Raw genomic sequence first — 12571 nt, forward strand, 5'->3', positions numbered from 1 at the left:
TTATAAATCCATTTTATTTTCAGCTGATATTTTAAAATACTTCGCAGATAATTTATAAGAGCGATTTTCATTATAAAAGTTACCTAATTCATAGGATAATTCAGCAACTAAGCGATGTTGCTTTTTTTCTACTCCCACTTCAATTGCTTTTTGCATATTTTTCTCATATTCATGATAATCTCCACGTATTTTGTATATTTTTGCTTTCAAACCATATAGTTGGACGTATGCAATTGGTACATCATAAATCGATAAAAAATGAAATGCTTCATTCATAACTTTATTAACATTTTCCCAATCTTTAAGTTCTATGTACACCTCTATCATGTTTCTTAATGCATATACCTTTTGATGTTTCTCCGATAAATGGTTACTCAATTCCAAACATTCTTCATAGTATTTAATGGCATTCGTATAGTCTTTCAAACCATGGTGAATTTTCCCATAGTCATAAGAAATTATAGGCAAATACATTGAACCACCATTAGTAGCCACACTATTTTCTACTTGCTGTAAAGTTTCAAGTGCCTTTTCATATAACTCATCCAGAATATACAGTACTGCAAGCATTAAAAGTGTATTTATTACATTCTTCTCCATACCATTTTTTCTGTATATGTTGTAAGCTTTTAGGGCATACAAACGACTAATACTTTTATCTTTATAAAGCTCCTTATATACAAGACATAAATTATAGTATATATGACCATGTTGTTCAGTTTTTTCTACACCAAGTAAACTCTCAGCCTGTACATAAATGTCATGTGCAGCAATTTAGTCCTGTCTATAGAAAAAATAGTAACCTCGAGCTTTTAAATAATAAATATAATCTTCAGGATCTTGCATTTCGACCTGACTTGGTATCATTTGCGAAGCTTGATCTACAAGCGACTTCACATATAATAAATTTTCTTGTCGCGCATGATAGTATATAAGTACACCATATATCTTTAGTAATAAAGGGATTGAATCCACTTCACGAACGTATAATTCTAAAAAAGATAAATCAGCTTCCGTTATACTTTTATCTTTTTTATATTTATTACACATTTCAAAAATAGTAAGTTTTATCTCCTCGTGATTGCCATCTATAAGATAATCGTTATCAACATCTAACCTCTTAGAAACTTTTTTTATAAAAGAAGATGACGGTTTTATTTTCCCACTTTCTATTCTGCTTAAATATGTTATTGAACATATTCCTGATACGAGCTCTCCCTGTGTTAATCCTTTATGCATTCGAACTTGCCGAATACGTCCCCCTATTTCCATCTCTCTACTCTCCCTGTCTAACCATTTCATACTTTTTGCTAATTAAGTCATTATGTATTTCTTAATCTTTCATACAAAACAAAATATATATTTTTCAAAAATGTAAAAAAATGTATCAACTATTTTAATTGTACATTCATACTATGATTATTTCTAGATAGCTTGTTAAATTTAATGATAAAAAACCGATTTTTCCGGCTATTTTTTTCATACAATTTTACTACTTGTTATTAACAAAAACAGATATATATACTTGAATTACGATAAACTTAATAAAAAGGATCTAACTAAATGTAAACTATCATTCTTAATTTAGATCGTCTGGTTAATTACATTTACCTAGTACATGGAAGACATCTATTATAAATCAAAATAAATTAAATAAACTTAATAGATGAATTATTAATATCACATCCTAGAAATTAGTTTGTCGAATTATTTTTTTAACACGAAAGGATGATAAACATGATTGTAAGACTTAAAGATGAATCCCCACGAAAAATAGTAAGGTATGTTGGAGGCGCTGTTTTACTTTTAATAATCGCTTCTTTCCTTTATCAGTGGAAAAATGACCTAGTAATTGATCATACTGAAAGAGTCAGCTTTGGACTAGTTCTCATCACTTTCATATCTACCTTCTTTCCTATAAAACAAAGCACTCATAAATAATAAATTCTATATTTTATTTAAAGAAAAAAGGATTGATCAAAAGATCAATCCTTTACTCTACTTCATTTAAGAAAAATAACGTTATAACACCAGGTCCTGTATGTGCACCAATTGCTGCTCCAATTGTATTTACAATGAATACTTCACAGCCAAATCTTTCAGTAATTAATACTTTTAATGCTTCGGCTGTTTCTAAATCATCACCGTGTGTCATACCGATTGTTTGACCTTTTAGGTCTTTTCCACGTTCTTCCATAATGTCAACAATTCGGCTTAATACTTTCTTTTTCCCTCTTACCTTTTCAAGTGGTACAAGTTTTCCTTCTTCCACATTTAAGATTGGCTTAATGTTTAATAAACCACCGATGAATCCCGCTACTTTACTTAAACGTCCACCTCTAACAAGGTACTGTAAGTCAGCTACAGTGAAGATATGTTCCATATGCTTCATTAGAAAAGCGACACGGTTTAAGATATCTTCTTTTGTTGCGCCTTCTTTTGCCATTTTAGCAGCCTCTAATACGACAAGCCCTTGACCTAGCGAAGCGCATTTCGTATCAATAATTTCTAAATCTAAGTCAGCATATGTTTCTTTCACTTCTTCTTTAATAACAACTGACGATTGATATGTACCTGATAGTTCAGATGAGAAAGCTAAATATATACAAGGATTACCTTCTTCTGCATAAGAAACAAATTTTTCTTGGAATGTTTCAAGTGAAGGCAATGACGTTCTATAAGCAGCGCCTTCTCTCATGTTTTGCAATAATGTAACTGAATTTAATGTAACTCCATCTAAATACTCTGTTTCTGCTTCATCATATACACGGAGTGGAATTAAATCAATATCATATGCCTGCAGCAATTCTACCGGTAAATCCGCCGCACTATCCGTAATGATTTTAACACCCATTTTTAAACCTCTATTCTGTTAAAAATATAAAAAATAAAATAAAAATAAATAATAGTACTTTTAAATTATATACGTAAAACTTAAATGAAGAAAGGAAAAGACTTTATATTGTATGCACCATTCTTCAAAACTTGAACTATAAAGTAAAATGATTTCAATTTATCCTCTTTTCACCAGTTATTGAGCTATATATAATTAGAGTATTAAGACTCTTCCAAAGGAGGTTACTCATGAGTATACAACTAGCTACCTCTAAAGATTTAGAATGGATTAATAAACAATACGAATCAATAGGATTTGTACCAAGTGATTTAAAGCGGGATAAAGTTGCGATTATTACATATAAGGGTGAGTATGCAGGTGTAGGTCGTTTAGTTCAAATTGATGGAGAGACTATGGAAATGGGTGGTATTTTCATCGTACCTAAATTTAGAGGGTTACAATTAGCAGGAGAACTCGTTTCATTTTTAGTGCAAACAGCGAAGAAATCACATATTCAAAATGTATTCTGTCTCCCTTTCGAGGAATTAAAAAACTTTTATAAAAAATATGGTTTTACTGAAATAGATACTACACAAGAGGTTGTCCATCCAATTATTCTAAAAAAATATAATTGGTGTCTAAAAGCTTACGATAAGCATGTATTACTATTCAAGTTGTGAGTTTTCTTTACTTGTAGGGGATATACCTTCTCATACACATCATGTTTTAACGAAGATTTATCCGTTTCATCTATCGCATAATTTTTTCAATCAATCCATCAGTTGTATTTCGCATCTTTTCCCATCCCTTATTTGCTAGCTCATTTAAAAACTTGCTAGCATTATTTTTAAGTTTCACTATTACATACTCCTGAAGATATTATTAGCTAATTTATAGAGATATGATCATTTATATAATCCGCACCCAAGCTTCCTGTTCTTGTAATAATTGCACTGTTAATTCCAATACAATATTTTGTATTAGCTGATACGCGTTCTCATGAGATATACTGCGCTCTGATATAAATTCTATACATTGAAAAATATAACCTTCTACAAGTAAACTCCCTTTTTCAATTTTAGATGGATTATTTCCTTCCTTTATTATTTTTGGCAATAAGAATTCTTTTTTTGTTAAAATAATTTCCTGTGACACCTCTTTTATCCCTATAACTTTTTCTTTAAATTCCACTTTTTCTTGTAAACTAATTTCACCTTTATATCTCCCTATTTCTATTGGTAGTTTCGCAGTTATATAATTATTTACGTCTGCTTCATCTTCCTTCTCTAATATTATACCGTGGATAGGAATCCACGAAGATGCATCTACCCAATTCTCTTCCATATTCCCTTTTACTTTTTGATTAGGAAGTTCTAAAAGCACTCTCTCTTCATAAAGATTTGAAGAAATTAAATTACAATTAACTTCTCCATGATAATGTTGCACTGTAGTTAATAACTTAGCATCCAGCTCACGCCCGCCTATATCTTGTTCATTACGAAATACAAACGCTTCTTGAGTTTTCACATTAATATTAGGGAATTTTATAAAACTAGTCACATCCGAAATAATAGAAAATGGAGTCTTTACTACTATTGAACGTACTGAAGTCTCTATTTTTGATCCTGAATCTATACTTTTTTTCTCTAATCCAATTTTTTTACTTTCTTTCTTTGATTCAATTGCTATTTCCTCTTCCTCTGATTCAGTTTCTTCATCTTCTTCCTCTAATCTAATCTCTTTATCGTCTTTTACTGATCCAGTTTCTTCACTTTCTTTCTTTGATTCAATAGTCATTTCTTCTTTTTCTGGTTCAATTACTACATCTTTTTCCTCTAATCCAATCTCTTTACTTTCTTTTACTGATTCAGTTTCCTCATCTTCTTCCTCTAATCTAATTTCTTTACCTTCTTTTACTGATCCAGTTTCTTCAATTTCTCTCTTTGACTCAATTGTCATTTCTTCTCTCTCTGGTTCAATTACTACGTCTTTTTCCTCCAATCCAATCTCTTTACCTTCTTTTGCTGATTCAATTGCTATTTCTTCTTTTTTTGATTCAATTTCTTCAATCTCCCCTTTTTTTCTTATTTCGCCCGAATTATCTTGAACATTTAGCATTTTCCCTTTGTAAACTTTGTTCCATATTCCCTTGCCAACCCATGGCTTATTCATCACCATCCCCCCATCTGATGAAATTCATAAAAATATGCTTTTTGTACGCGACCATTTCATCATTATATATGTTTTATAATAATAAAAAAGACATTGTCTTTTTATTAAAGACAATGCCTTTTTTATTTTTATACTTGTACTTGTTGTACTTGCAACACTTTTAAAGTAAGGTCTAGTACAATTTTTTCACGAAGAGTACCAAATGGCTCGTTTAATTCTGTTGGACAAGGGGAAAAGTCTAACTCGAAAAATTGAGCACTGACTAATTCGCAATACGGTTGTTCATTATAAAAAACTGTATTTTCGAAGAAGTATTTGTCTAAACGTGGTAGATCACCATTTTTAGGATTAATAAAGTGAGAAGTAGTATCTGAGGAAGCAGCTACTATAGCTTGTGATAGAAAATCACCAGCTGTTAAATCAGCAAAACCAGAAAATGGAACATTTGCAATGCGGTCATATAGCACTCCATTACACTCATCATTTGCATATTCAATATTTTTACGAATATATCCTTGTACAAATAATTTTGCTCTTGTAACTCGGCGATAATTTGTACCTGGTACTGGAGTAAATGCTACAGGAACTAATTTACATTGTGTTAAAAATACATTTTTTAAGATACGTTTAATTTCAACTGCTGGAGGATCTAATGAAATATCAGATTCTACAACAATTTGAATTGTTCTCTCTGCTAATACAACTGGTACTTTTACAATCGGTGCTCCTGGAGTAGTAATTGGTGTTGCTGCTGCATCACTTAATGGTGTTTGAGTTTGTCCTTCTACTTGACATGGTACATTAATTGGGCATTGTTCACTCATATTTTATAATCTCCTTTAAAAGAATTTAGAGTTTTTTAACTCTCTTTACTGTATATGTACTTTTTCTATTAATGCGCGGGCTTGTATCATAGTCACTTTTATCATTTACAAATATAAAGAGTATTCTCTCTTTAATAGTCAAATATACACAATTTAATATACTTAGTTTTTATGAATATTCACCTATTAAAAATGAAATTTCTTAACTATCATCGCGGAAAAATACCATAATATGTTGAGTAAGTTCAATAGTAAAAAAGATAACAATATTTCCGAAGAAACTTTCAAAATATCCATGCACCAGCAAATTAATATTGAAAGCACCTTACTTTATTGTAAAAAAATAAAAACCGACTTTTTTAAGTCGGTTTTTATACCAATTTGTAATTTTAAAAAGGGACTAATTAATATTAATTTAATAAGATTTACTAGTTTTTTTACGTTGTACAATTCGTACCAATCCCAATTCATTCACCTATTATCCACAAAATAAGTATCATACGCCTTATCAAAAACATATCCTAGCTTTTCTGCTAGTTTGGCAGATGTAGTATTCGCTGCGTCCCAGTTTGGATATATGCCCTTTTCTAAACAATCCAATATAAGAGCTGCACTAACTACAGTCGCTAAACCTTTTCTTCTATGATTGTGATCAGTAGCAACTTCAATTTCAATTCCATCATCATAAATGCTATAAGATGATGCACCACATACAACTTCTCCGTTATACAAAATACTATAACCTATACCTCGTTTTATATAATCTTCTATTGATTGAAATTGACTTGTGAAATCTTCAGAAAGCTTGTGTAGTGTAGGATTATTTGCGATATGTTCATCTATTCTTCTTAACTCATATCCTTTTGGAAGTGTTAATATAAAAGATTGCAATTTTGAATGATCAAAAACTTCTGCATTTCGTTTAAATTTATAGCGTAAAAACTTATCTATTTTTCTTTCATACAATGTTTCTAAACACTTTTTCCACTCTTCACTATTTACGATTACTAACATTCTATCAGGAATGTTACGTAGTAACTCTTCTGTTCCTTGTACACTTGGATTTCCAGCGTAAAATGTAAAAATCCCTACCGTAATTTGTGCTACTGTCGGTTTTTCAAGATCGTTCACCCAAGCTTTTCCCATATGCCCTTGTAAATAAGAAAGTAAAACAACATTATTGAAGTCCTCGAACATAGAAACTAATTTCTTTCTTGTATGCATATTCGCTTCATATATCATTTTCATTCCCGCTTTCTATAAAATCAACTAGCCTTTACAGTTACATAAATTAATCAACATTTATATTCTTATGTACATTCAATTATTTCTCATAAAAGCATACATCTATTAAACTAAAACTTTGAATTATCATAAAATTTATGTAAATATAAAATGATTATACCATCTATTTCCTATGAAATGATTGACCTATAAAAATAGGTTAACAGCTTATTTATTTCTTACTAATTAACAAGCAAACAAAACGGTACATATAATCTATAATCGGTTTACTTATTCTATTATGTAACAACCCTCAACAATAATTTGAGGGTTAATTGAAATACATATATTATAATTCATTTTTAAAAGTATATGACTCTGTGGCACCATTTTTATATATTTTAGTCAACTTAATGATTGATTTGTACATTGTATTATCATGGATTACCATTTTTTTCATCTCTTCTATTTCGGCATTACCAGTCCCACTTTCTATTTTTAAACAGTTCGAAATGTTGAGGTATCCGCTTGATGCGAAAAGAATAATAAACGTAACATCAGGGAAATTAATGAACAGTACTCCAAACTTCAAAGGATTCGCAGCCGTATCTGATAAAACTAATCGAAAATTTAATAGTTCAGGCACTTGAACAAAGTCTTTAGAAACAATCGCTTCACCTACAATAGTAATTTGCTTTACTACATTCCCAAGTTCATCTGTAAATTCAATACATCTAGGTGCATCAATTGTTTTTGCTTGTAAAGATAAATTTAATTCTGGATTATGAAAGTCAAAAAAGAGTGTACTTCCCTCTGTTAAACATTGCGGACAAATATTTCCAAGTAGACTAAAATCCTCTTCAATAAATTTAACTTTCGTTTTACAACTACACACTTTCCCTATTCGGATCGCATCAATCCTTGAACAATCTACAAATATAACTTCATTGTCCTCTTGTAAAAATGATACGATACCTTTCATCTTGTTAAATGAAAGGAAATAGGTTATAACAATTTCCTTTCCAGCTATAACGATACCCTCAACCTTAGTAAAAGGTTCTAGACTTTGTAAAAATTCACATATACTATTTTGACAACACCCACAATTGCGTTTCTGCTCACAGCCCACTTACATTCAATCCCTTCCCTATATATGTTTTATCTACTACATATAATATGAGTGGAATATAAGAAAAGCTTGGACAATATAATTTTAACGTAGGGATATAGTTACCTACTCATAACATTAGTAAGGAAATTAAAACAATAATGAGTAATAACACATAAATTTTACTATAAATACATATAACAATTTCATCTTTCATGAAAAAAGCGTTATAATGAGGTGTAGCCTCTACGATTACGTTATAAAGGAGATTAAAACAATGGCTAAAATTAAAGTATATCAAGCAAAAGAAGAAAATATGGAGGCAGTAAAAAACATCATTGATGTTGAGGAACAAAATCCAACTGCTGAAAATTTACAAAATCTATATGAATGTGTATTAGCTACTGAAGATATGGCGTTGCCTGAATCATATATTGAAGAAGATATCTTAATTGATTCTATGGAAGTTATGGTTAATGCTTCTCAAAGTAAGCTAAGAGACTTAGGTACATACGATGTAATCGAAGTTCAAAACAAAGGTAAGAAAACACAAATTTTATTATTAGCAGACGAAGAATACGAAATTATCGAAGGCTAATCTAAAACCGTACATACGAAAAAGCTCCTTTCAAATTGAAAGGAGCTTTTTCATTATGCTTCTGATGTTTCACTCTTTATATTCTTTTGCTCTTTCTTTAATACCATACGCTCATTGCCCATAAAGAAAATGAATATGAATGCTAAACCAGCAGGAACTAGCGCCCACATAAATGTTTGAACGATTGAACTTGAAAGAGCGTCAATAATCTTATCTAATATTTGCGGAGGAATTTGAGATCTTGCCGATTCTGATAAAATAGCTCTTGAATCTCCTAAAGCGTTTGTATTCATTCCCCCGCTCATACCTTTAAATGCTTCTTCTAATTGATCTTGGAAACCTGTTCTTTGAATCATTCCAAAGATTGTAATACCAAGCGTCATACCCAATGAACGAATAAAGTTACTCGTTGAAGTCGCAGACCCGCGTTGCTCCATACCAAAATTGTGAATAGCAGCCATACTCAGTACAGAGAATGAGAATCCAACTCCAAATCCGATAATGATCATATAAACTGTTAATAATACCCGGCTTGTTTCTGGCGTTAATGTACTTAATAAGAATAATCCGATTAGCATAATAACCGCAGAAATAAACATAATATTTCGGTAGCTAAGCTTAGTCGTTAAAAATCCGCCTAACTGTGCTGTTACGACTGATCCTAACATCATCGGTAAAAGTAACAATCCTGAGTTTGTTGCGGTACCACCGTATACCCCTTGAATAAATAACGGAATGTACACAGTTGCTGACATAAATGCAGCACCGTAACATAAAGCAATAATTGTACTCATACCGAATAGACGTTGTTTAAACATCTCAAATGAAATGATTGGTTCTTCTGCTTTTCTTTCAATAAATATAAATCCGATGATTAAAATAGCGAATCCAGCAAATAAACTTAAGATAAAGTTAGAATCCCAATCATATTTTTGGCCACCTAGCTCTAAGGCGAACATTAAACAAATTACTGCACCAACTAAAGTAATTGCGCCAAACCAATCAATTTTTTGCTTTCTATGAACCCGTGACTCTTTATAAAAGAATGTAATAAAAATAAGTGCTAAAATGCCAAGTGGTAAGTTAATGTAAAATACCCAGTGCCAGCTAATGTAATCTGTAATATATGCACCAAGTAACGGCCCGAAAATACTTGATAAACCAAATACTGCTCCGAATAAACCACCCATCTTCCCGCGCTTTTCAGGAGGGAAAATATCAAAAACGATAGTAAACGCGATCGGCACTAATGCCCCGCCGCCAATACCTTGAATCGCACGATAAATACCTAACTGTGTAATATTTTCAGCAGTACCACAAAGTGCCGAACCGATCATAAAGACGATTAAACCGAAAATAAAGAATCTCTTTCTACCATACATATCTGATAGTTTACCGAAAATCGGCATACCTGCCATTTCTGCGACCATATAGGCAGAAACGACCCATACAAAGTTTTCAAGGCCTCCTAAGTCACCAACGATTGTTCCCATCGCCGTTACGACAATGGTGTTATCCATTGATGCCATTAAAATACCTAGCAATAAGCCCGCCACAACAAAGCCGAGCTTATTATTCTTCTCAACCATATCTCTTGCTCTCCCTCGTACTACTTATATTTGTTTATGTTCTTTGACGACTGCATTGCCTTTCCGATTAAAACTAGTATGATATTCTACAACACTAATTTCACAGCCAGGACCAATTATAACATGATTTCCTCTTACAACTTCAGCTATTGTATGTTCTAAATAAATATCATCCCCTTCAATGATAGTTGTTTGAAGGTTTCCGGCATGACTTGTAAAAGGTATAAATCTCGCTTTTTTACGAACGGTAATCTTTTTACCACCAATTTCTCTTACTTTGCTTCCTTCATAACGAAGTGAAATTTCAATATTTTCCGCATTAAGTAAGCCATCACTTTCAAGACCACCAGTTAGTGATAATTCTTCTACTTCAATATCTCCCTTCACATTTAAAGCACCTTTCACATCTACAAAATTACCTGAAAACTTCCCTTTCACTTCAATCATACCTCTAACTTTTGTTTTTTCAATATGAGCATCACTATGCATTTGTGTATTACCGTATACTTTGACATATTCCGCATCTACATTTCCTTGTACCTCACTATCTCCATACACGACATAGTTTTTAACTTTCATATTACCGCGTACATCACTCGTGCCATATGTTTTAAATTCATTACAACTCATATCATTAGAAATTGTTCCTTCACCGCGTATCTTTACTTTATTATAATCTCCGCCTGCTGAACTGCCTGAACCATTTACAGTAAGACTATGTTGATGTTCCATACTAATTTCTCCCTCCGTTAAACTTGCTTTATTTCTTTTACATTGGCACTTTTATCAACAGTAAGAACACCGGTATATTCAATGAGTTCAATCTCACAGTTTGGTCCTACTGTAACATTATTTCCCCTTACCGTTTTTATGTGAGCATAATCAATATCGATATTGTCGCCTTCTAACAATTCAGCTTCTAACTGCAAGCCAAAAACTGATTTAAATAGTCTACTGAAAGTACTCAATCTATGTCTTACTTTAATGGTTTGACCGCCAATTTCTTTCGCTCTACATGTACCGTGAATATTTATATTAATTTCATCTGCACTTAATAATCCACCGACTGTAAATTGTCCTTCGGAAGAAAAAATATCAACCTCACAATTCCCATCAATCGTCGCTTGGCCGTTGATTTTAAGTTCTTCACCAGTTATATTTCCACCAATCGTTCCTTTTCCTGCAATCTTTAAAGTGTTTGCCTTTACATCTTGTGTAATTGTCGCTTTCCCATCGATTCGCATCATCTCTGCACTAACTGTACCATCAACTTTACCTGATCCGCTAATCTTTGCATTACTACTTTTCAAATTACCAGTAACAGTTCCGTAACCATTACATTCAAATTGGTCACATTCAACGTTTCCATTGACAGTTCCTTTTCCATTTAGTTGTACTTTATGAAACTCACCACCATTCGATGAACCGTAACCATTTATAATTAAATTTTCGGTACGCATGATTTCTCCTCCACTACAACAGTTTAGTTTTTAATGCTTCGGTATACTTCATAATTGCTTCACGTATAACAATCTTCGTTCCCTTCTCAAAAATTAAATCCTCGACGTTTGAAACTAAGAGGCATGTAGAAATCCCCATCTTTCGAATAATAACTAAGTCACAATTTTTATGTTTGAGTGCTTCATAATTTTCTCGTAAAACCTGCAGAACCATTTTTCCTTCTTCTAAACTAACTTCACCTGATTGTAATAGTTCTTCTAACAAATACACATAAAGACTATCTACAAATTGAAAATCTACCGTTTTGTTCGTTTGCTCTATGAAGAATTGCAAAACAGATTCGGATGTAATCCCTTTACGAATAAGATCTTCCTTCGTTAAAAGAATCTCTGTTACGCTTGGCGAAAACATATTCGCTAATTCATCTAGTGATAAATCCTCTTTCAGCATTTGGATTTTATCAATACGCTCTAATATCTTTTCTTTCGGAAAAAATGTTTCTTGACCTGTGAACGTTGACTTCCGTACAAACCAATCTTCCGGTATTAAATTTTTTCTTTTCCACCTATATAACTGTCCATATGAAATACCAGTTAGTTCCAATAAATCTTTTTTTGAAATTAAATCTGTACTCAAGTGTATAACACTCCTTCCTGATATCAATGTAACATAACACTGTTACGCTGTAAATAGACTTTTATCACAAGTAGCGTAACAATGTGTAAAACAAGCCTGTTTCACACAAAAAAAAGGCTCTTA

Annotated in this window: 12 protein-coding genes and 1 pseudogene; 3 read left to right on the forward strand and 10 right to left on the reverse strand. The window is 31.9% G+C overall.

Annotation, left to right across the window (positions count from 1 at the left end; translation table 11 throughout):
• A pseudogene (locus tag COI75_RS25215) lies at nucleotides 1-1272 on the reverse strand (helix-turn-helix domain-containing protein).
• A 465-nt stretch (nucleotides 1273-1737) separates the two neighbouring features.
• Between COI75_RS25215 and COI75_RS27510 the strand changes: the two are divergent.
• The gene (locus tag COI75_RS27510; protein ID WP_000637080.1) at nucleotides 1738-1941 is read left to right on the forward strand and encodes a hypothetical protein; all 204 of its coding nucleotides are present in this window, start codon (nucleotides 1738-1740) and stop codon (nucleotides 1939-1941) included.
• Between the two features lie 52 nt (nucleotides 1942-1993).
• On the opposite strand, the gene COI75_RS25225 is transcribed toward COI75_RS27510, so the two are convergent.
• Nucleotides 1994-2854 carry a DegV family protein gene (locus COI75_RS25225; RefSeq protein ID WP_000538292.1) on the reverse strand — a complete coding sequence of 287 codons (861 nt, stop codon included), beginning with the start codon at nucleotides 2852-2854 and terminating at the stop codon, nucleotides 1994-1996.
• A gap of 230 nt (nucleotides 2855-3084) precedes the next feature.
• Between COI75_RS25225 and COI75_RS25230 the strand changes: the two genes are divergently transcribed.
• Nucleotides 3085-3516 (forward strand): GNAT family N-acetyltransferase, encoded by a 432-nt coding sequence (locus tag COI75_RS25230; RefSeq protein ID WP_000027148.1) that lies wholly within the window; start codon nucleotides 3085-3087, stop codon nucleotides 3514-3516.
• 229 nt (nucleotides 3517-3745) lie between these two features.
• Here the strand turns inward: COI75_RS25230 and COI75_RS25235 are convergent, their stop codons facing one another.
• The 4 genes from COI75_RS25235 to COI75_RS25255 all read right to left on the reverse strand — a co-directional run bounded on the left by COI75_RS25235 (nucleotide 3746) and on the right by COI75_RS25255 (nucleotide 8185).
• Nucleotides 3746-5008 (reverse strand): BC_2427 family protein, encoded by a 1263-nt coding sequence (locus COI75_RS25235; RefSeq protein WP_001040074.1) that lies wholly within the window; start codon nucleotides 5006-5008, stop codon nucleotides 3746-3748.
• A 128-nt stretch (nucleotides 5009-5136) separates the two neighbouring features.
• Complete coding sequence (locus COI75_RS25245) at nucleotides 5137-5832, reverse strand: CsxC family protein (RefSeq protein ID WP_001294989.1); 696 nt, start codon at nucleotides 5830-5832, stop codon at nucleotides 5137-5139.
• A 471-nt stretch (nucleotides 5833-6303) separates the two neighbouring features.
• Nucleotides 6304-7074: a GNAT family N-acetyltransferase gene (locus tag COI75_RS25250; protein ID WP_000638749.1), complete on the reverse strand. Its 771-nt coding sequence runs from the start codon at nucleotides 7072-7074 to the stop codon at nucleotides 6304-6306.
• 331 nt (nucleotides 7075-7405) lie between these two features.
• The gene (locus tag COI75_RS25255) at nucleotides 7406-8185 is read right to left on the reverse strand and encodes a BC_2878 family exosporium-associated protein (RefSeq protein WP_002095585.1); all 780 of its coding nucleotides are present in this window, start codon (nucleotides 8183-8185) and stop codon (nucleotides 7406-7408) included.
• Nucleotides 8186-8441: 256 nt separating this feature from the next.
• Between COI75_RS25255 and COI75_RS25265 the strand changes: the two genes are divergently transcribed.
• On the forward strand, nucleotides 8442-8762 hold the full coding sequence (locus COI75_RS25265; RefSeq protein WP_001062736.1) for a hypothetical protein: 321 nt from the start codon (nucleotides 8442-8444) through the stop codon (nucleotides 8760-8762).
• 53 nt (nucleotides 8763-8815) lie between these two features.
• Here the strand turns inward: COI75_RS25265 and COI75_RS25270 are convergent, their stop codons facing one another.
• The 4 genes from COI75_RS25270 to COI75_RS25285 are packed head-to-tail and all read right to left on the reverse strand — an operon-like array spanning nucleotide 8816 to nucleotide 12448.
• Entirely contained in the window at nucleotides 8816-10351 is a 1536-nt protein-coding gene (locus COI75_RS25270; protein WP_000229610.1) for an MDR family MFS transporter, read from the reverse strand.
• 24 nt (nucleotides 10352-10375) lie between these two features.
• Nucleotides 10376-11083 carry a hypothetical protein gene (locus tag COI75_RS25275; RefSeq protein WP_000401027.1) on the reverse strand — a complete coding sequence of 236 codons (708 nt, stop codon included), beginning with the start codon at nucleotides 11081-11083 and terminating at the stop codon, nucleotides 10376-10378.
• 17 nt (nucleotides 11084-11100) lie between these two features.
• Nucleotides 11101-11811, reverse strand: a complete 711-nt coding sequence (locus COI75_RS25280; RefSeq protein WP_001258579.1) for a bactofilin family protein — start codon at nucleotides 11809-11811, stop codon at nucleotides 11101-11103.
• Nucleotides 11812-11824: 13 nt separating this feature from the next.
• On the reverse strand, nucleotides 11825-12448 hold the full coding sequence (locus COI75_RS25285; protein ID WP_000102237.1) for a YhbD family protein: 624 nt from the start codon (nucleotides 12446-12448) through the stop codon (nucleotides 11825-11827).
• Nucleotides 12449-12571 lie beyond the last annotated feature (123 nt).

It is taken from the genome of Bacillus cereus, assembly GCF_002564555.1.
GTDB classification, from domain to species: Bacteria; Bacillota; Bacilli; order Bacillales; family Bacillaceae_G; genus Bacillus_A; species Bacillus_A cereus_K.

Bases quoted from the DNA above. Each gene is read 5' to 3' on its own strand.
- COI75_RS25230 (WP_000027148.1), top strand. From the start codon at position 3,085: ATGAGTATACAACTAGCTACCTCTAAAGATTTAGAATGGATTAATAAA.
- COI75_RS25265 (WP_001062736.1), top strand. From the start codon at position 8,442: ATGGCTAAAATTAAAGTATATCAAGCAAAAGAAGAAAATATGGAGGCA.
- COI75_RS25245 (WP_001294989.1), bottom strand. From the start codon at position 5,832: ATGAGTGAACAATGCCCAATTAATGTACCATGTCAAGTAGAAGGACAA.
- COI75_RS25225 (WP_000538292.1), bottom strand. From the start codon at position 2,854: ATGGGTGTTAAAATCATTACGGATAGTGCGGCGGATTTACCGGTAGAA.
- COI75_RS25250 (WP_000638749.1), bottom strand. From the start codon at position 7,074: ATGATATATGAAGCGAATATGCATACAAGAAAGAAATTAGTTTCTATG.
- COI75_RS25280 (WP_001258579.1), bottom strand. From the start codon at position 11,811: ATGCGTACCGAAAATTTAATTATAAATGGTTACGGTTCATCGAATGGT.
- COI75_RS25270 (WP_000229610.1), bottom strand. From the start codon at position 10,351: ATGGTTGAGAAGAATAATAAGCTCGGCTTTGTTGTGGCGGGCTTATTG.
- COI75_RS25235 (WP_001040074.1), bottom strand. From the start codon at position 5,008: ATGAATAAGCCATGGGTTGGCAAGGGAATATGGAACAAAGTTTACAAA.
- COI75_RS27510 (WP_000637080.1), top strand. From the start codon at position 1,738: ATGATTGTAAGACTTAAAGATGAATCCCCACGAAAAATAGTAAGGTAT.
- COI75_RS25275 (WP_000401027.1), bottom strand. From the start codon at position 11,083: ATGGAACATCAACATAGTCTTACTGTAAATGGTTCAGGCAGTTCAGCA.